Origin of the sequence: Mycobacterium sp. 1165196.3, from assembly GCF_001673415.1 — a bacterium.
Classification (GTDB): domain Bacteria; phylum Actinomycetota; class Actinomycetes; order Mycobacteriales; family Mycobacteriaceae; genus Mycobacterium; species Mycobacterium europaeum_A.
Window position 1 is genome coordinate 1 of the sequence record NZ_LZLU01000025.1, and the last position, 17,773, is coordinate 17,773.

Below are 17,773 nucleotides of genomic sequence, written 5' to 3' on the forward strand. Positions count from 1 at the left end.
GAACTCGACTACCACCTGTATGGAGCGTCGGGCATCCGGCATTTCAAGGGCACGACATCACCGCCGGCGCAGCACGGCTCCCTGACCATCGACGTCGCGGTCTCGGCGGGTGACGGCACCGCGGTCACCCGCAGCTACGTCGCCGGACACGACGACGACACCGTGCGCGCCGTCGACTCGCGCCGCGGCGGACGGGGCATGGAGGTACTGGCCAGCGCGCGATTGCCGGCGCCGATCCGCGCACTCGGCACCGACGACACCAGGATCTACGCCGCCACCGACCACGAACTGGTGACACTCGAGACCGCCAGCTTCACCGGCTTTCCCGACGGGCGAATTCCCGTGCTGCGCACCATCGATTACCGGTCGGGGCTGCCTCCCGACGCGCAGCCGGCGCGCCTGTCGGGCATGGCCGTCGGGCCGCATCGGGTCTACCTGACGTTCGTCGAGGCGCCCTACGTGGTCGGCATCGCCAAACCGCGCCTGTGACGGCCGTGGTTTAGCCCCACGCCCTTGTCGGCTACATTTCGGGCAGGTTCTCCCGAAGGAGGCGCTGCGTGACCCACCCGCAGGACCCGTATTGGCAGAACCCGCTGAGTTACGACCCGCTGGGCCGCGTCCCGCCCCCTGACATTGAGCCGCTTCCGGCGCAGCCGCCGCCGTACGCACCGCAGCCCGCACCCCCCTACCGGCCGCCCGTCAACACCCTGGCCACCCTGTCGCTGGTCTTCGCGTTCCTGTTTGCGCCCGCGGGGGCGATCCTGGGGCACCTCGGGCTGGCGCAGATCCGTCGCTCCGGCGAACTCGGCCGCGACCGTGCGCTGGTGGGCGTGACGCTGTCGTACATCTTCATCCTGTTGGCGGTCGTCGCCCTGGCGGGATGGGCCACGCTGGGCGGCTCGACCTCGTCGCACCGGACATCCCCCGGCTCCAGCACGGCCGCCGGGCCGCCGCCGCCCACCGTGCCGCCGGAGACCATCGCCACCCTGCTGCCCGGGCTCGATGCGCTGCGCAACATCACCGGCGACGCGAATCTAGACGTCGGTCCGACCTGGAACAGCCCCGGTCGCTCCCCGGACGACGGCAGCATCGACCGCCCGGAGTGCTGGGAAAGCATCGCCGCCGGCAGCCCGGACGCCTACACCCCCGGGGTGTTGGCCGGATATCACGCCGGTGAGTTCACCGACACCCGCAGCATGCTGAAGTCCATGCAGGTCATCCAGGGCGTCGCGGCGTTCCGCGATCCGGGCGCGGCCCAGGCACAGCTGGCCACCCTGCTGTCGGGATGGCACAAGTGCGGCGGCTCGACCGTCACCGTCTCCGCTCCCGGCGGGCAGCCGATCCCGATGTCGGTGAGCGCCCCCGCCGACGCCGGCAATGGCATCACCACCCTGGACCTGACGCCCAAGGGCATCCAGGTGCGCTCGGCACGGGCGATCGCGGCCAAGGCCAACGTCGTGATCGACCTGAACGTGTCCGCCAGCGGCACCACGGACAGCGCGCCACCCCGCGCGGCAGCGGTCAGCATCGCCAACTACATCCTCGGCAAGATCCCCGGCTAAGTAGGCTGTCCGCATGAAGTTTGTCGACGTCGACGGGGTCGGCCGGGTCAGCCGGATCGGCCTGGGCACCTGGCAGTTCGGTTCACGCGAGTGGGGTTACGGCGACAGCTACGCCGCCGGCGCCGCGGGTGACATCGTGCGCCGCGCCCGCGCCCTGGGGGTGACGCTGTTCGACACGGCCGAGGTGTACGGCCTGGGCAAAAGCGAGCGGATCCTGGGCGAGGCGCTAGGCGACGAGCGCGCCGAGGTGGCGGTGGCCAGCAAGATCATGCCGGTCGCGCCCTTCCCCGCGGTGGTCAAGCAACGCGCCCGCGCCAGCGCGCAGCGGCTGGGGCTGGACCGCATCCCGCTCTATCAGATCCACCAGCCCAACCCGGTGTTCCCCGACTCGGTGATCATGCCGGGCATGCGTGACCTGCTCGATGACGGCAAGATCGGCGCCGCCGGCGTCTCGAACTATTCGCTGCAGCGCTGGCAGAAGGCCGACGCCGCGCTGGGCCGCCCGGTGATCAGCAACCAGGTGCACTTCTCGCTCGCCTACCCGAAGGCGCTGAAGAATCTGGTGCCGTTCGCCGAGCGGGAGAACCGCATCGTGATCGCCTACAGCCCGCTGGAACAGGGACTGCTGGGCGGTAAGTACGGCGTGGACAACCGTCCGGGCGGCGTGCGCGCGGTGAATTCCCGGTTCGGCACCGAAAACCTGCGCCGCATCGAGCCGCTGCTGCAGCTGCTGCGCGATGTCGCAAAGGACGTCGACGCCAAGCCGGCGCAGGTGGCCCTGGCCTGGCTGATCAGCTATCCGGGTGTGGTCGCCATTCCCGGCGCCTCGTCCGTCGAGCAGCTGGAGTTCAACGTCGCGGCGGCCGACATCGAGCTGCCCACCGCATCCCGTGACGCGCTCACCGAGGCGGCCCTGGCCTTCCGGCCCACCTCGGCGGCGCGCTTCGTGACCGACCTGGCCAAGGAGAAGCTCGGCCGCTGAGCTGCCGGCTTACGACTGATTGGCCTCGGCGAACGCCGCGGGGCTGGCTGGCGCGCCGCGCGCCACCACCAGCGGCATCGACGTCGAGGAGTTGGTCCGCAGGATCGTGTGCACCACGTCGATCAGGTCTTCGACGGGCATCAACTTGCCGGGCATGCAACCGCGCGAGGACCACAGCGGGACCGCCTTCATCGCGAGGTCCATGTCCCAGCCTTCGTTCATACCGGTCTGACCGTCGCCCTCGCCGCCCGCGCACTCCCCGACGATCAGGTTGGTGAAGCCGATGTCGGAGTGCTCGGCCCGCCACGCCTCCACCAACCGTTCCAGGGCCGCCTTGCTGACGCCGTATGCGCCCAGGCCCGGCCACGGCGGCCCGAAGGTGCCGGCGTCGGAGGACAGGTAGACCGCCTTGCCGGCCGACGCGGTCAGGTGCGGCACCGCCGCGGCGGTCACCAGCGACGCCCCGATGACGTTGGTGTCGAAGATGCGTCGCCAGGTGTCGGCATCGGTGTCGACCATGCGGACCAGTGGCCCGACGGCCGGCGTGTAGACCACATTGTCGATGCCGCCGAGCGCGTCGGCGGCGCGGTCGATGGCCGAACGGCACGACGCCTGGTCGGTGACGTCGCATTCGATGGCGACGGCGTTCGGGCCGGCGTCCTTGGCCGCGGCCTCGATGCGCTCCCGACGCCGGGCAAGCAGCGCGACCTGATCACCGCGCTGCGCGAGACCGACACCTATGCAACGCCCCAGACCGCTGGAGGCGCCGACCACCACTGTCCTTGACATATTCGCCCTCTCTTGTAACGCAAGACGCTGTCGCCAGAAACCTACCGGATGGCGGGCGCCGCGTGGTGATCACTAGGGCGCTTAGTTCGGAACGACGGTGTTGCGGTCACCCGATTTGGCCCGGTACATGGCCTCGTCCGCGCGCGCGGTGACCGTGTCGACGGACTCGCCCGAACGGGCGAGGGTGGCACCGATGCTCAATGTCGCGCGAATCATGTTGCCGGACAAGTGGATCGGTTCGGCGACCCGGCCGCGAATCTTTTCGGCGATCTGGGCGAGCTCGTCGGTGCTGCGAACGTCGGGCAACAACACCAGTATCTCGTCGCCTCCCGTCCGCCCGACCGTGTCGCCGCGGCGAACGCTCGCCCGGATCCGCGCCGCCAGGGTTGCCAGCACGAAGTCGCCCATGCCGTGTCCCCAGGTGTCGTTGATCGCCTTGAAATGGTCGACGTCGCAGAACAGGACGCCGACGTGCGTGCCGGCGGGTTGCGGCTGCGCCAGTGCGGATTCGAGCAGGCTGAGCGCCTCGGCCCGGTTCACCAGCCCGGTAAGGGTGTCGAACCGCGCCAGCCGTTCCAGCCGCTGCTCGGCCTCGACCTGATCGTCGACGACGCGTAGCGCCGCGATCAGCCCATCGGTTTTGCCCTCGGCGTCGGTGTAGGGCTTTCCGTGGCCGTCGACCCAGTGGTACTCCCCGTCGACCGAAGACACCCGGAACCGTTGCAGAACCTGTTCGCCGTCGGCGATCCGGCGCACGGCGGCAATGAGTTTGTCGCGGTCCTCGGGATGGATGCGATCGGCGAACGCCGAGCCGATCCAGCGCTGCGGCGGGCCGCCCAGCGCGGCCTGCACCGACGGCGAGACCCACGCGATCTCACCCCCGCGAAAGTGCACGATGATGTCGACCGCGTTGTCGGCGAGGATGCGGTAGCGCGCCTCGGCCTCGGCGCGCTCCTTGCTGGCGAGCTCCTTGGCGATCAGCAGCTGTTGCTCTCGCTGGCTGAAGTAGAACGTGACCACGCCGACGATGAAGGTGCTGAACAGGATTGAGAATGTCCACTCGGCGTGCTCGCCCAGACCGAACGCCAAAAACGCCGGTCTCGACAGCGCCACCACAAGAGGAAAACCGGCAAGGATTCCCGCCAGCCGCACCAATGACCGCCGATCGGGACGGGCGAGCAGCCACGCGACCGGAAAACGGTCGGGTCGCGCCAGCGACGTCGCCGCGATGAGCACCAGCAGCGCCGATGCCGTCGAGAGCGCCTGGCCGGTCGAGGGCGAAACACCAACAAGCGCCAGCGCATCGAACAGGTAGGCGCCGACGGTGACGAGCGGAATGGCCCCACTGCCCGCCAGGCACACCGGCCAGAGCGTGCGAGTGCCGCGATCCACTCGGATCAGCGCGACGGCGACGGCCAGCAGCAGCACCGGCGCCGCGGTCTGCGGGCTGGGACGTCCCGGCCACGAGGTTTGCCGACCGCGCACCGCGTCCCCGAACAGCACCTGGTCGACACCGAGCGACCCGATGGGGGTGTACTCGAGCAGGATCACGACGGCCAACACACCCACCATCAGGGCCAGAGCACGTCCGACCCAGATGCGGTTGGGCGACGGGTGGCCGGACTGCGCCAAAATTGCGGCGCCCAACGCCGCCAGCCATAACGCGGTCCACGGCGTCATCGGCGGCCAACTCGGATAGATCCGCGTCAGCCCGTCAACCCCGGTCGACCAGCCGAGCCAGGTCACGGCGGCTATGACGAGCACCGCCAGCGGGGCCGTCCGGGCCGACCGCTGCAATGCCGATTCCGCAGCCGATTCCGCAGCCGATTCCGCACGCGCGCCGAGGGCGGCCCTGTCCATCGGCTGTCCCTTTCATCCCCGGCAGTGGGTCTGGCGAGGCCGCGGTCGGCGGCATCTGCGCGGCAAAATAGTTGTGCGCAGAAAGTTAACCGATGTCGCCTATTCGGCGCGAGCTATCCGCTCGATCCGCAGAAACGGGGGGATGCAGCCAGGGGAACGCGGCTACGGGTGCCGCGAAAGGCTAGTCCGAGGGCAGGGCCCGCAGCACCACGGCGGTGTGCGCTTCCACGTTGAGCCGGCCACCGCCGGGCACCTCCTCGGCCGGCGTGGTCTCTTCGGGTCCGGTGAACACTACGACCTCCCAGGCGGCGCCGAATTCCTTTGGTGGCAGGGTGAATTCGATCGGCTCGTAGTGGGCGTTGAAGCACAGCAGGAACGAGTCGTCCAGGACCCGCTGGCCTCGCGCATCGCGGTCGGGGATGCCGTGGCCGTTGAGGAACACCGCAACGGATTTGGCGAAGCTGGCGCCCCAGTCCTCGTCGGTCATCTCGGTGCCCTCGGGGGTGAACCAGGCGATGTCCGGCAAGCCGTCCTGCCCGCGTCGGCCCACCGGCTTTCCGGAGAAGAAGCGGCGCCTGCGGAACACCGGATGCTCGGCGCGCAGCGCCGAGACCGCCCGGGTGAATTCCAGCAATCCGGCGTCGGCGTTGTCCCAGTCGATCCAGGTGAGCTCGTTGTCCTGGCAGTAGCCGTTGTTGTTGCCGTTCTGGGTGCGCCCGAGTTCGTCGCCGTGACAGATCATCGGCACGCCCTGGGACAACAGCAGCGTGGTCAGGAAGTTGCGCTGCTGGCGGGCGCGCAGCGCGTTGACCTGCTCGTCGTCGGTGGGGCCCTCCACGCCGCAGTTCCAGGACCGGTTGTGGCTTTCGCCGTCGTTGTTGTCCTCGCCGTTGGCCTCGTTGTGCTTTTCGTTGTAGGACACCAGGTCACGCAGCGTGAAGCCGTCGTGGGCGATGACGAAGTTGATCGAGGCCACCGGCCGGCGCGCGGTGTGCTCGTAGAGGTCCGCCGACCCGGACAGCCGGTAGGCGAACTCGTCGAGGGTGGCGGGTTCGCCGCGCCAGAAGTCGCGGACGGTGTCCCGGTACTTGCCGTTCCACTCGGTCCACTGCGGCGGGAAGTTACCCACCTGATAGCCGCCCGGGCCGACGTCCCACGGCTCGGCGATCAGCTTGACCTGGCTGACGGTCGGATCCTGTTGCACGAGTTCGAAAAACGTCGCCAGGCGGTCGACGTCGTAGAACTCGCGGGCCAGCGTCGAGGCCAGGTCGAAGCGGAACCCGTCGACATGCATCTCGGTGACCCAGTAGCGCAGCGAGTCCATGATCAGCTGCAGCGCATGCGGATGCCCGACATTGAGGCTGTTGCCGGTGCCGGTGTAGTCCATGTAGTACTGCTTGTCGTCGTCGACCAGCCGGTAGTACGCGGCGTTGTCGATGCCCCGCATCGACAACGTTGGGCCCAGATGGTTGCCCTCGGCCGTGTGGTTGTAGACCACGTCGAGGATGACCTCGATGCCGGCATCGTGCAGCGAGCGCACCATGGCCTTGAACTCCTGGACCTGCCCGCCCGGCGTGGTGGAGCTGGAGTACTTGAAGTCGGGCGCGAAGAACCCGATCGTGTTGTAGCCCCAGTAGTTGGACAGTCCCTTGTCGACCAGGGTGGAGTCGTTGGCGAAGTGGTGCACCGGCATCAATTCGATCGCCGTGACCCCGAGTTCCTTGAGGTGCTCGATGATCACCGGGTGCGCCACCGCGGCGTAGGTGCCGCGCAGCGGTTCCGGGATGTCGGGGTGGGTCTGGGTCAGCCCCTTGACGTGCGCCTCATAGATCACCGTGTCGGCGTATTGGTGATCCGGTGGACGGTCGTTGCCCCAGTCGAAGTAGGGGTTGATCACCACCGACTTGGGCATGCTTTCCGCCGAGTCGTCGTCGTTGCGGCTGTCGGGGTCACCGAAGTTGTAGCTGAACAGCGACTGGTTCCACTCGAAGGAGCCGTCGATGGCCTTCGAATACGGGTCGACCAGCAGCTTGTTCGGGTTGCAGCGCAGCCCCGCCTGCGGGTCGTACGGACCGTAGACGCGGTAGCCGTAGCGCTGGCCCGGTTCGATGTTGGGGATGTAGGCGTGCCAGATGAAGCCGTCGATCTCGGGCAGGGTGACGCGGCTCTCGACGCCCTCGGCGTCGAACAGGCACAGCTCTACCCGCTCGGCCACCTCACTGAATACGGCGAAATTGGTGCCCGCGCCGTCGTAGGTCGCGCCCAGCGGGTAGGCCCGGCCCGGCCACACCTCTCCGGTGGGCGTGGGAGCGAGGGCGTCTGCGGTGGTCATGGCGCTTTCAATACCCTGCCGTCATGGCCGTCAAACCGTGGGCCACGCCTGGCGTTGCCGGAACTGAGCGGAAAGCCTTGTGGCATAGGTGATCACGGCTTGAGTATGACCTTGACCGCACCGTCCTGCTTCTTCTGGAAGATGTCGTAGGCGTGCGGGGCCTGGTCCAACGGCAGCACGTGGGTGGCGAAGGTGTCGACGCCGAGCGGGTCATCATCGGTCAGCAGCGGCATGATGTCGTCGACCCACCGCTTGACATTGGCCTGCCCCATCCGCAGCGTCACCTGCTTGTCGAACAGGGTGAGCATCGGTAGCGGGTCGGCGGTCCCGCCGTACACGCCGCTGAGCGAGATCGTTCCGCCGCGCCGCACGATGTCGATGGCCGAGTACAGGGCGTTGAGCCGATCCACCCCGGCGGTCTGCATCAGCCGCTTGCCCAACGCATCCGGCAACACGCCGGTCACCTGCTGCGCCAGTTTGGCGGCCGGCGAGCCGTGGGCCTCCATGCCCACCGCGTCGATCACCGAGTCGGTTCCCCGGCCGTCGGTCAGGTCGCGGATCGCGTCACCGATTGAGGAGTCGAGCCGCCCCAGATCGATGGTGTGGATGCCGCGTTTCGCGGCGCGCCCCAGCCGTTCGGGCACCAAGTCGACGGCGATGACGCGGTAGCCCAGGTGGTCGGCGATGCGCGCGGCCATGTCGCCGATGGGGCCCAGTCCCAGCACGGTCACCGAGCCACCGTCGGGGATGTCGGCATAGGCGACCGCCTGCCATGCGGTGGGCAACACGTCCGACAGGTAGACGAACCGCGAATCCGGCGGGCCCACAGGCACTTTGATGTGAGTGAACTGCGCCTGGGGGACGCGTAGCAGCTCGGCTTGGCCGCCCGGGATTTCGCCGTAGAGCTCCGAATAGCCGAACAGTGCCGCCCCCATGCCCTGGTCGCGCACCTGCGTGGTCTCGCACTGGGTGTAGAGCTGCTGGCCGCACATGTGGCAACTGCCGCAGGAGATTTGGAACGGGATGACGACCCGGTCCCCCACCCGCAGGTCGCCCGTCTGCGCGCCGACTTCCCGCACGATGCCCATGGCTTCGTGCCCGAGGATGTCCCCGGGGTTCATGAACGCCCCGAGAATCTCGTAGAGGTGCAGGTCGGAGCCGCAGATGTTGGTCGACGTGACTTCCACGATGGCATCCGTCGGCTGCTCGATCTTCGGGTCGGGCACCGAATCCACCCGCACGTCGCGCTTGCCCTGCCAGGTAACAGCCTTCATACGGCTGGCACATACCCGTCTGGCACTCGTCGAAACCGCGCCGCGGCCGGGGGCCCGTCCGGCGCGGGCAGCGCCCGACGGCGAGCCGGCGGACATGATCGCGGCCGGCCGCGATTCGGTCAGGCGGCCACGGCGCAGTGCCGCGAATGATCAAACCAAAGGTCTTGGGCGCCAGCAGTTTTGATCGTCTGGCCGACCTGCCCTGAGACGCATGGTCAGTGCCGGTGGCCCTTGAGCGGGTGCTCGCTGTCTATCAGCGCCGCCGCGATGTCGATGAGCCTGATGTTGGATTTCTGCGAGACCCGGGTGAGCAGTTCGAACGCTTCGACGGCGTCGAGGTTGAATCGCTCCATGACCACGCCCTTGGCCTGGCCGATGATGTCGCGGGATGCCAAGGCGCTGCGAAATTGGTCCTGCCGGCGCATCATCGACCACGCCAGCGCGATGTGCGTTGCGAACACCGCCCCGACCTCCACGGCGTCCTCGCTGAAGGCCTGCGGGCGCTCGGCATAGAAGTTGAGCGCTGCCATGCTGGTGCCGTCGATGAACAACTCGTACGACAGGATCGAGCGGATCGGCGTCTGCTCGAGCGCCAACCGGCGATAGCGCAACCAGCGCTGTTCGGCGTTCAGGTCGGCGATGTGCATGATGTGGTGCTCCCAGGCGGCCGCCAGACACGGCCCTTCGCCGGCGCTGTTCTGGATCGCGTCGAGCACCATCGGGTAACGATGCGTGGCGACCACGCTGCTGACCGACTTGTTCTTCTCGGCCAGGGTGATACCGGCGTACTGGGAGCCGGTGACGTGGTCGACCCCGCTGTCGATGAGCTCGTGCAGCCCGGACGCGGTATCGCTTTGTTCGCGCTGCAGATTCGCCACCAGCTCTATGAGCTGAGTGACGATCGTGGCATTGCCACCCCGCATGACATCACCCCCGGAGCCGTCGTGGCCCGCAGAGCCCTTTCTCGCCTTCATGGGGTCCACCACACGCGTGCGAATGCGAACGCCCAACGAGAAGTCTATGGGCCATACAACGAAGCGCAAGGCCGGATAACGAACCGGTCCGAGCGACACCGGCGCGCCACCCGGGCTACCCGCAGAGCCCGAACCCTTCCGTAGCCAACCCTGACGTCAGAAACCCTTCCCAGCCAACGTCTTTCGCGGCCACCAGATACCGAGACGGGACGGGCCTCGCGACCCGTCCCCGATGCGCGCCTACACTCGGGACGGTGACCTCCATTGTGATCGTGGGAAGCGGCTTCACCGGATTCACCTGCGCCCGTCGCCTGGCCCGCATCATGCGCCGACGACGCGTCCCCGTCGACATCACGATGATCTCCCCGGTCGACTACATGCTGTACACGCCGCTGTTGCCCGACGTCGCCGGTGGGGTCGTCGATGCCCGCTTTGTCGCTGTCCCCCTGGCCAATTCGCTCAAGGGGGTGCGCGCGCTGCGTGGCCGCGTGGACGCGGTGGATTTCACCCAGCGCACGCTGACCTATTGCGATCCCGAAGAGCGCAGCCATTCGATGTCCTGGGACCGGCTGGTGCTGACGCCGGGGTCGGTGACCCGGCTGTTCGATGTGCCGGGGCTGGCAAGGCACGCGCGCGGGTTGAAGACCACCGCCGAGGCCCTGTACCTGCGCGACCACTTCGTCGAACAACTGGAGCTGGCCAACATCGAGGACGATCCTCGAGCGGCCGCCGCCCGGCGCACGGTCGTGGTGGTGGGCGCGTCGTATTCGGGGACCGAACTGGTCGCACAGCTGCGGGCGCTGGCCGACGCGGCGGCCAAACAGATGGGCTTCAACCGCGCCGAGGTGCGGTTCCTGCTGCTGGACCTGGCCGACCAGGTGATGCCGGAGGTGGGAAAGCGGCTGGGTGACGCCGCGCTCAAGGTGTTGCGCAAGCGCGGAATCGACGTCCGGCTCGGCATCACCCTCAAGGAGGCGCACGCCGATCACGTTGTGCTCAGCGATGATTCGCGTATCGACACGCGCACCATCGCCTGGGTGACGGGGGTGACCGGCGCACCGCTGATCCAGGACCTGGGGCTGCCGACCGAAAGGGGCCGGCTCAAGGTGCAGGCCGACCTGCAGGTGCCGGATCACCCCGAGGTGTTCGCGGCCGGTGACGCGGCCGCGGTACCCGATCTGACCCAGCCGGGGAAGATCACCCCGCCGACCGCCCAGCACGCGACCCGGCAGGGCAAAGCGCTGGCCCGAAACGTCGCCGCCAGCCTCGGCTATGGCAGCAGTAAGGAATACAAACACCGCAACCTCGGCCTGGTGGTCGACCTCGGGCCGCGCTATGCGGTGGCCAATCCGCTCAACATCCACCTGTCCGGGCTGCCCGCGAAAGCCGTCACCAGGTCCTACCACCTGTATGCGATTCCCCGCGGCGTCAACCGGTGGGCGGTGTCGCTGGCCTACCTGACCGACGCGCTGTTCACCCGTTCGGTCGTGTCGATCGGGTTGACCTCCGAGGACGACGCGCAGTTCACGGCCAGCGAAGGCATCCCGATGCCGAAGACGAGCTGAGCCGACCGCGTCTCGGGGTTCAGCCCTCGGCCGACTGCTGGGCCATCGCGTAGGCGAGCTGAAGAAAGTCCGCGCCCGCCAGCGCGCTGAACACGCCGGCGACCAGCCGGGTGAACCGCGGCGCGAACACCAGGCCGATGGCAAACCCGGTGGCCACCCACATGTCCAGGCAGAACGGGCAGGTCAACAACTCTCCCAGGCTGTGCCGCAGCGGGCTTTGCTCGCGGACCTCTTCCTGGACTTCGGCCGGGCCGCCGGTGCCCGCGTAGCGGGTGAACGGCGCGCGCAGCGGGCTCGTCACGGCGTCCTTGGTCAGGGTTCGCGACAGCTTGTGGGTGCCCAGAGTGAGAATGAGCAGGTCCTGGAGCCGCCACCGGGTGGGCAACGTGCGACCGGTGGCCAGCGCCGCCAGCACCGCGGCGACCACCACCGTGCTGTAGACGGCCATGACGGCCAGGTAGCCCCCCAGCGGCCGGTCGTTGTCGCCCCGGTAGGCGTCCGCTTCTTGGCGTGCGCCATCGACGACCTGGGCACCGGTTTCCGTCAACTCAGCCATCGCTTCTCCTAGAACGCATAGCGGGACGGGTACCCGGCCTGGGCCGCTGCAATCGGCGACGGCTCAGACGGTGTCCGGCTCGGAGCGCTTCGCCGTTTTCGCGGCCTCTCGCAATGTGCGGTTGGTGGACCGCAGATCGGTATTGGCCGCCGACAACGTGGCATTGTGGTCCTCGAGATCGAGGATGCGCGCGACGCCGGCCAGGTTGACCCCGGAATCGACCAGCGCTGTGATGCGCTTGATCCTGGCCAGATCATCGGCGCTGTACCGGCGGGTGCCGCCTTGGCTGCGCGACGGCGCGATCAGGCCGTAGCGTTCGTAAAGCCGCAGCGTCTGCACCGCAGTCCCGGACAATTCGGCGGCCACCGAGATGCCATACACCCCATGGTCGGACGCCGGAGCATCCGCGTTACCGCGGTAGTCGACCATCGCGCCTCCCCTTTACCTTCCCGCTTAGAAAATCTGTTTAGCATACTTGCGTCTTTCTGTCGACGGTGCTATACAAAATCTATGTCATTGGACATAGGAAATTGCCGACCCACAGCCTAGATTGGAGTGAGAGGTGACCACCATGCTGATGCGTTCAGACCCGTTCCGTGAGCTCGACCGCTTCGCCCACCAGGTCCTCGGTACCGCCGCCCGTCCGGCGGTGATGCCGATGGATGCATGGCGCGAAGGCGAGAACTTCGTCGTCGAGTTCGACCTGCCCGGCATCGACGCCGACTCGCTGGACATCGACATCGAGCGCAATGTGGTGACGGTGCGCGCCGAACGACCGGCCGTCGACCCCAACCGCGAGATGCTGGCCACCGAGCGGCCGCGCGGCGTGTTCAGCCGCCAGCTGGTACTCGGCGAAAACCTCGATACCGACAAGATCGAGGCGTCCTATTCCGAAGGCGTTCTGCGCCTGCACATCCCGGTGGCCGAGAAGGCCAAGCCGCGCAAGATCACGGTCGGCCGCGGCGACGGCCACAAGGCGATCAACAACAAGGCCTCGGAACGCGAGGTCATCAACGCCTGACCGACGGCGGGCCGGGCGGCGGCCGTACCCACACCGGCATGCGGCCGCCGCACCCCCGGCTCCTGGCGACCGGATACACGATGAAATGGGAACTCGACGGCCAAACCGCCAACGTTGAAGAGGCGTTGGGCGGCGGCGCCGCGCAACCGGCGGGGTGGTTTCGGTTCTACTTCACCGACCAGCGCTGGGAATGGTCCGAGCAAGTGCAACGCATGCACGGCTACGAGCCCGGCAGCATCACCCCGACCACCGAACTGGTGCTGTCCCACAAGCATCCCGAGGACCGCGGCAACGTCGCGGCCACCATCGATCAAATCGTCCACACCCGCCAGGCGTTCAGCACGCGCCACCGGATCGTCGATACCCGGGGAAAGGTGCACCACGTCGTCGTCGTCGGAGACCGGCTCTTCGACGACGACGGTGACGTGATCGGAACGCACGGGTTCTACATCGAGGTCTCCGCGCCCTACGAACAGGCGCGCGAGGACGCCATGAGCGCGAAAGTCGCTGAGATCAGCGAGAATCGGGCCGGCATCGAGCAAGCCAAAGGCATGCTGATGCTGATCTACGGCATCAGCGACAGCGCGGCTTTCGAGTTGCTCAAGTGGTTGTCGCAGGAAGCCAACGTCAAGCTGCGACCGCTTGCCGAGCAGATCGCCCACGACTTCCGCAACGCCGGCCTGCCGCTGAACACCCAGTCGGAATTCGACCATCTGCTGTTGACCGCGCACGAACGCGTCCAAAGTAACCGCCAATAGCGGTTGCAGGCCAAGGCTTTTCGGTGCTCAGTGGTCGAGCACCGGGGCGACCCAGTGCACCCGGGTACCGCCCCCGGGCCCACCGGTGATCGCACAGCTGCCGCCGAGTTGCTCGGCGCGCCGCTTCATGTTGGCCAGGCCGCTGTATCGGGTGTTGCCGGCCGGTATGCCGCATCCGTCGTCGATGACGTTGAGGATGAACATGTCCGCGACGCTGATCTCGACGGTCAGCCGCGACGCTCCCGAATGACGAAGGGCGTTGCTGACGGCTTCGGTGGTGACCGCTTCGGCGTGATCGGCCAGCTCGGCGCTTACGGCGCTCATCGGCCCGTCGATGCGCAGGGTCGTGAGGACATCACGGTTTCCCGTCAGGTCGGCCACCACCCGCTGGATGCGCTGCCGGAAATCACCACTGGCGGCCACCGGGGATTTGAGCGCGAAGATCGTGGTGCGGATTTCCTCGATGATGGTCTGCAGATCGTCGAGCGTGCGGTTGAGCCGGTCGGCCACCTCCGGCGAACGCGCCCGGGCCAGGGTGCCCTGCAGGTTCATGCCGGCCGCGAAGAGCCGTTGGATGACGTGGTCGTGCAGGTCGTGCGCGATGCGTTCCCGCTCGGCCAGAATGCTCAACCGCCGGGCGTCCTCGCGCGCCGACGCCAGCACCAGCGCGATCGCGGCGTGGGTGGCGAAGTCACTGACCAGATCCAGATAGCTCTCGTTGAACGGCGGCTGCTCGGCGCCGCGGGCGATGGCGATCACCCCGACGACCTCGTCGCGGGCGCGCAGCGGCATCAGGATCGCCGGACGCTGCCCGACGTCGGTGAAGGACTGGATCGGGTAGCGCAGCTCCTCGGTGATCAACGGTTCCCCGGACCGGAACACCGCGCCGCTGGTGGAGCCGTGCACCGGAACCCGCTGCCCGAGCACCTCCGAGGCGTGCAACCCCACCGCGGCGGACACCACCAGCGTGTCGACCTCGTCGTCGGACGCGTCGGCGTCGGCCGGCACCAGGACAATCGCCTGTTCGGCCTCGGTCAGCAGACGCGCGCGTTCGGCGATCAGTTGCAGGGGGCGCCGATGCGGTTCGGGACGCGCCAGCAGCGCGGTGGTGATCTCGCGGCTCGCCTCCATCCACTTCACCGACGTCCGCTCGCGTTCGAAGAGCTGTGCGTTGTCGATGGCGACGGCGGCCCCGAACGCCAACGCCCGCGCGGCAACCTCGTCGGGCTCGGAGAACACCCGCGCCGGATCGACGTGGGTGAGATACAGGTTGCCGAATACGGTGTCGCGGATGGTGATCGGGACCGCGAGGAAGGCGCGCATCCGCGGATGGTGTTCGGGAAAGCCGACGGCGGCGTGGTGCGTGGTCAGATCGTCCATCCGCAGCGCGGGCGTATCCAGCAGCGACAAACTCAGCAGGCCCTTGCCGACCGGCAAATGCCCGATGCGCCGGACCGTCTCGACGTCCATGCCCTCGTGGACGAACGAGATCAGGTTGCCCTCGCGATCGCGGATCGCCAGCGCGCCATAGGGGGCGGAGGTCAATTCCCTTGCCGCGCTGATGATCCGGTGCAACGTGGCGTCCAGATCGAGACCCGCGCCGATCTCGACGATGACCCGCAGCAGCTGCTCCATCTGATCGCGCGAGGCCAGCAGCTCGTCGAGCTGGGCGTGCATCTGGCTGACCAGCTCGCGCTGCCCGAGTCCGGCTAAGGCCGAGCCCTTCTCGCCGCCGCTCACCCCGACCAGTCCGGCGCACTCGACGGTGGGCCGGACCGCTGATTCAGTTTCGACGCGAACACCGCCGCCTGGGTGCGGCGCTCCATGCCGAGCTTGGCCAATAACCGGGATACGTAGTTCTTCACCGTCTTCTCCGCGAGGAACATGCGCGCGGCGATCTGTCTGTTGGTCAGTCCCTCGCTGAGCAGTCCGAGCAGCGTGCGTTCTTGCTCGGTCAATCCGGACAGCGGGTCCTCGCGCGCGGTCGTGCCGCGCAGCTTGGACATCAGCGCGGCCGCGGCGCGGTTGTCGAGCAGCGATTTGCCGGCGCCCACCTCTTTGATGGCGTGGGCCAGCTCCATGCCCTTGATGTCCTTGACCACGAATCCGCTGGCGCCGGCCAGGATCGCCTCGAGCATCGCCTCATCGGAGGTGAACGACGTCAGCATCAGGCAGCGCAGGTCGGGGTGATCCGCCACCAGGTCGCGGCACAGTTCGATGCCGTTGCCGTCGGGTAGCCGAACGTCGAGCACGGCAACGTCGGGCTGCAACGCCGGGATGCGCGCCTTCGCCTCGGCCACCGTGCCCGCCTCGCCGACGATCTGAAGATCCGGATCGGAGGCGAGTAGATCGGAAAGACCGCGACGGACGACCTCATGGTCGTCGACCAGGAACACCTTGACCATGGCGAGCCCTTTCCTGCCGGTCTGGCAACTGGAAAGATTGCGACCGACCCACCCAATATCCCATATTTCGAAGGCAGCCGCCGGGACGCAACGGGTTCAACGACTTTGGTCCCCACGGGTCGGGACCTTCGGCCGACGCCCCGGCCGGTGATGCGCCAATAGTGTTGCGGCCGTGGTCTATTGCGGCGTCAACCGCACCCGCGGAAAGGAGCTTTCGATGACCGATGAGGGAGTCGTCATCCTGCCGGTGCACGAGTGCTGGGAACTGCTGGGCAGCGCGGCGCTGGGGCGGCTGGTCACCTACGCCGACGGCCAGCCCGATATCTTCCCGGTCAACTACGTCGTCCAGCGCCGAACCGTGGTGTTCCGCACCGCGGGGGGCACCAAGCTGGTCAGCTCCGCGATCAACAATCGGGTGCTCTTCGAAGTCGACGACCACAACGTCGCCGAGGCGTGGAGCGTGATCGTCAGGGGCAAGGCGCGCTCGCTGCACACTCCCGAGGAACTCGAGGAGGCCGAGCGCGCGCAGGTGCTGCCGTGGACCAGGCCGGAGAAGACGCACTATGTGCGCATCGTGCCGGAAAGTGTCACCGGCCGCAGGTTCCAGTTCGGATCACCACCGAGTGACGTTTAGCGCCCGCGGTCACTCGCCCACTCGACGAAGTCGTCGAGGTCACGTCGCGGCGTCGCCGGCAGCGGATCGGCGTTGATCGGCGCCCAACCCACCCGGAGCAGCATCTGCGGGTAGTTGCTGTCGCCGAAGATGTCGCGGCGTACGGCCTCGCGGGTGCCGGCCGTCTCCAGCGGTTCGGTGACCGGGCAACTGGCCAGGCCGGTTGACGTCGCGGTGAGCAGCACCGCGCTGGTGGCCTCACCGGCGCGCAGCTGGGCCAACCGGTCGTCGTGGCGGGTGCCCAGCGCAAGCACCACCGCGTTGTCGTCGGCCGGGGACGAGTCCGGTGCCATCGGCAGCGCCGCACCCGCGAACAGCCGGCTCGGGATCTTGGCCTGCGGGTCCGATATCGGCGCATTGCGCGCGGGCACCCCGGCGACCGAGAAGTAGCGCCCACTCCATGCCGCCAGCTCGACGAGATAGTCCTGGGTCAGGTGATCACGGACCGACTGCGCGACGATGCCGTGCAGCGCCTCGATGTCTTCCACCTGACACAGCGTGACGCCGTTGCGCGCGGCCCGCGCCGCCATCAGCGCGATGTCGCCCATGGGCACCGGCCAGGAGCTGTAATAACGCCGATCGGTGCGCCGCCGCGGTATCGCCGCGGCCAGTGCGATGTCGACGGAATCGGCGGGGTACGGCGAAAGCTGCAGCGTGGCAAGGTGATTCGGGTCGGCAACGTTCGGCAGCCGCAACACCTTGGACCGCCACCCCACCGCCGCGAACGCCGCAACGCAGTGGTGCAGCGCCGTGCCGCAACTCAGAACCAAGTCGCGGCCGTCGGGGTCGGTGTTGGGCAGCTGGCGGCCGGCGTCGGCGTGCAGCTGCAGGCTGGTCGCGTCGACGCGCCACCGCCACGGTTGGGTGTTGTGCACCGACGGGGCGCGTGAGGCCAGCTTCAGGGCGGTTCGGATCGTCCCGGCGTCCGGAAAGCGGTCGTTCATGCCATGGTCCCCCTTCTCTCCTAGCGCCTTGCCGGTATCCACCATCACGCGTTGTTCTCGACAGCACGAGGGCAGGAC

General features: G+C 67.9%; 16 protein-coding genes and 1 pseudogene. 7 read left to right on the forward strand and 10 right to left on the reverse strand.

The window, feature by feature from the left end:
- From A5659_RS28040 to A5659_RS02785, 3 genes and pseudogenes are all read left to right on the forward strand, one after another.
- A pseudogene (locus A5659_RS28040) lies at positions 1 to 489 on the forward strand (hypothetical protein); the annotation flags it as partial.
- A gap of 68 nt (positions 490 to 557) precedes the next feature.
- Positions 558 to 1,562 (forward strand): sensor domain-containing protein, encoded by a 1,005-nt coding sequence (locus A5659_RS02780; RefSeq protein ID WP_067144371.1) that lies wholly within the window; start codon positions 558 to 560, stop codon positions 1,560 to 1,562.
- A gap of 13 nt (positions 1,563 to 1,575) precedes the next feature.
- Positions 1,576 to 2,544: an aldo/keto reductase gene (locus tag A5659_RS02785; RefSeq protein ID WP_066871023.1), complete on the forward strand. Its 969-nt coding sequence runs from the start codon at positions 1,576 to 1,578 to the stop codon at positions 2,542 to 2,544.
- A gap of 9 nt (positions 2,545 to 2,553) precedes the next feature.
- On the opposite strand, the gene A5659_RS02790 is transcribed toward A5659_RS02785, so the two are convergent.
- The 5 genes from A5659_RS02790 to A5659_RS02810 all read right to left on the reverse strand — a co-directional run bounded on the left by A5659_RS02790 (position 2,554) and on the right by A5659_RS02810 (position 9,722).
- A complete protein-coding gene (locus tag A5659_RS02790) occupies positions 2,554 to 3,321 on the reverse strand; it encodes an SDR family oxidoreductase (protein WP_082972651.1) in 768 nt (255 codons plus the stop codon).
- 93 nt (positions 3,322 to 3,414) lie between these two features.
- A complete protein-coding gene (locus tag A5659_RS02795; RefSeq protein ID WP_067179210.1) occupies positions 3,415 to 5,193 on the reverse strand; it encodes a sensor domain-containing diguanylate cyclase in 1,779 nt (592 codons plus the stop codon).
- Between the two features lie 181 nt (positions 5,194 to 5,374).
- Entirely contained in the window at positions 5,375 to 7,525 is a 2,151-nt protein-coding gene (gene glgX, locus A5659_RS02800; RefSeq protein WP_067179212.1) for a glycogen debranching protein GlgX, read from the reverse strand.
- Between the two features lie 92 nt (positions 7,526 to 7,617).
- Complete coding sequence (locus A5659_RS02805; protein WP_067144376.1) at positions 7,618 to 8,799, reverse strand: zinc-dependent alcohol dehydrogenase; 1,182 nt, start codon at positions 8,797 to 8,799, stop codon at positions 7,618 to 7,620.
- A gap of 215 nt (positions 8,800 to 9,014) precedes the next feature.
- On the reverse strand, positions 9,015 to 9,722 hold the full coding sequence (locus A5659_RS02810) for a GAF and ANTAR domain-containing protein (protein ID WP_067179214.1): 708 nt from the start codon (positions 9,720 to 9,722) through the stop codon (positions 9,015 to 9,017).
- A gap of 305 nt (positions 9,723 to 10,027) precedes the next feature.
- Between A5659_RS02810 and A5659_RS02815 the strand changes: the two genes are divergently transcribed.
- Positions 10,028 to 11,338: an NAD(P)/FAD-dependent oxidoreductase gene (locus A5659_RS02815; RefSeq protein WP_067179216.1), complete on the forward strand. Its 1,311-nt coding sequence runs from the start codon at positions 10,028 to 10,030 to the stop codon at positions 11,336 to 11,338.
- Between the two features lie 19 nt (positions 11,339 to 11,357).
- Here the strand turns inward: A5659_RS02815 and A5659_RS02820 are convergent, their stop codons facing one another.
- Together A5659_RS02820 and A5659_RS02825 are read right to left on the reverse strand one after the other, a co-directional pair.
- Positions 11,358 to 11,894, reverse strand: coding sequence for a DUF1360 domain-containing protein (locus A5659_RS02820; RefSeq protein WP_066871044.1), 537 nt, complete (start codon positions 11,892 to 11,894; stop codon positions 11,358 to 11,360).
- Between the two features lie 63 nt (positions 11,895 to 11,957).
- A complete protein-coding gene (locus A5659_RS02825; protein ID WP_066871047.1) occupies positions 11,958 to 12,323 on the reverse strand; it encodes a helix-turn-helix transcriptional regulator in 366 nt (121 codons plus the stop codon).
- A gap of 142 nt (positions 12,324 to 12,465) precedes the next feature.
- Between A5659_RS02825 and A5659_RS02830 the strand changes: the two genes are divergently transcribed.
- Both A5659_RS02830 and A5659_RS02835 read left to right on the forward strand, forming a co-directional pair.
- Positions 12,466 to 12,915, forward strand: a complete 450-nt coding sequence (locus A5659_RS02830) for an Hsp20/alpha crystallin family protein (RefSeq protein WP_067179266.1) — start codon at positions 12,466 to 12,468, stop codon at positions 12,913 to 12,915.
- Between the two features lie 80 nt (positions 12,916 to 12,995).
- Positions 12,996 to 13,673, forward strand: coding sequence for a PAS and ANTAR domain-containing protein (locus A5659_RS02835; RefSeq protein WP_066876926.1), 678 nt, complete (start codon positions 12,996 to 12,998; stop codon positions 13,671 to 13,673).
- A gap of 27 nt (positions 13,674 to 13,700) precedes the next feature.
- Here A5659_RS02835 and A5659_RS02840 read toward each other — a convergent pair whose 3' ends face one another.
- Positions 13,701 to 15,350, reverse strand: a complete 1,650-nt coding sequence (locus tag A5659_RS02840) for a GAF domain-containing sensor histidine kinase (protein WP_067179267.1) — start codon at positions 15,348 to 15,350, stop codon at positions 13,701 to 13,703.
- 59 nt (positions 15,351 to 15,409) lie between these two features.
- On the reverse strand, positions 15,410 to 16,078 hold the full coding sequence (locus tag A5659_RS02845) for a response regulator transcription factor (protein WP_067179218.1): 669 nt from the start codon (positions 16,076 to 16,078) through the stop codon (positions 15,410 to 15,412).
- 217 nt (positions 16,079 to 16,295) lie between these two features.
- On the opposite strand from A5659_RS02845, the gene A5659_RS02850 reads away from it, so the two are divergent.
- The gene (locus A5659_RS02850; protein WP_067179269.1) at positions 16,296 to 16,712 is read left to right on the forward strand and encodes a pyridoxamine 5'-phosphate oxidase family protein; all 417 of its coding nucleotides are present in this window, start codon (positions 16,296 to 16,298) and stop codon (positions 16,710 to 16,712) included.
- On the opposite strand, the gene A5659_RS02855 is transcribed toward A5659_RS02850, so the two are convergent.
- Complete coding sequence (locus A5659_RS02855) at positions 16,709 to 17,695, reverse strand: NAD(P)H nitroreductase (protein ID WP_067179220.1); 987 nt, start codon at positions 17,693 to 17,695, stop codon at positions 16,709 to 16,711. The two genes, A5659_RS02850 and A5659_RS02855, sit on opposite strands and share 4 nt — an antisense overlap.
- Between the last annotated feature and the right edge of the window lie 78 nt (positions 17,696 to 17,773).

Excerpts from the sequence above, each read along its gene's own strand:
- A5659_RS02785 (WP_066871023.1), top strand. The coding sequence starts at position 1,576 with ATGAAGTTTGTCGACGTCGACGGGGTCGGCCGGGTCAGCCGGATCGGC.
- A5659_RS02795 (WP_067179210.1), bottom strand. The coding sequence starts at position 5,193 with ATGGACAGGGCCGCCCTCGGCGCGCGTGCGGAATCGGCTGCGGAATCG.
- glgX (WP_067179212.1), bottom strand. The coding sequence starts at position 7,525 with ATGACCACCGCAGACGCCCTCGCTCCCACGCCCACCGGAGAGGTGTGG.
- A5659_RS02805 (WP_067144376.1), bottom strand. The coding sequence starts at position 8,799 with ATGAAGGCTGTTACCTGGCAGGGCAAGCGCGACGTGCGGGTGGATTCG.
- A5659_RS02810 (WP_067179214.1), bottom strand. The coding sequence starts at position 9,722 with ATGCGGGGTGGCAATGCCACGATCGTCACTCAGCTCATAGAGCTGGTG.
- A5659_RS02820 (WP_066871044.1), bottom strand. The coding sequence starts at position 11,894 with ATGGCTGAGTTGACGGAAACCGGTGCCCAGGTCGTCGATGGCGCACGC.
- A5659_RS02825 (WP_066871047.1), bottom strand. The coding sequence starts at position 12,323 with ATGGTCGACTACCGCGGTAACGCGGATGCTCCGGCGTCCGACCATGGG.
- A5659_RS02830 (WP_067179266.1), top strand. The coding sequence starts at position 12,466 with ATGCTGATGCGTTCAGACCCGTTCCGTGAGCTCGACCGCTTCGCCCAC.
- A5659_RS02835 (WP_066876926.1), top strand. The coding sequence starts at position 12,996 with ATGAAATGGGAACTCGACGGCCAAACCGCCAACGTTGAAGAGGCGTTG.
- A5659_RS02840 (WP_067179267.1), bottom strand. The coding sequence starts at position 15,350 with ATGCACGCCCAGCTCGACGAGCTGCTGGCCTCGCGCGATCAGATGGAG.
- A5659_RS02845 (WP_067179218.1), bottom strand. The coding sequence starts at position 16,078 with ATGGTCAAGGTGTTCCTGGTCGACGACCATGAGGTCGTCCGTCGCGGT.
- A5659_RS02850 (WP_067179269.1), top strand. The coding sequence starts at position 16,296 with ATGACCGATGAGGGAGTCGTCATCCTGCCGGTGCACGAGTGCTGGGAA.
- A5659_RS02855 (WP_067179220.1), bottom strand. The coding sequence starts at position 17,695 with ATGAACGACCGCTTTCCGGACGCCGGGACGATCCGAACCGCCCTGAAG.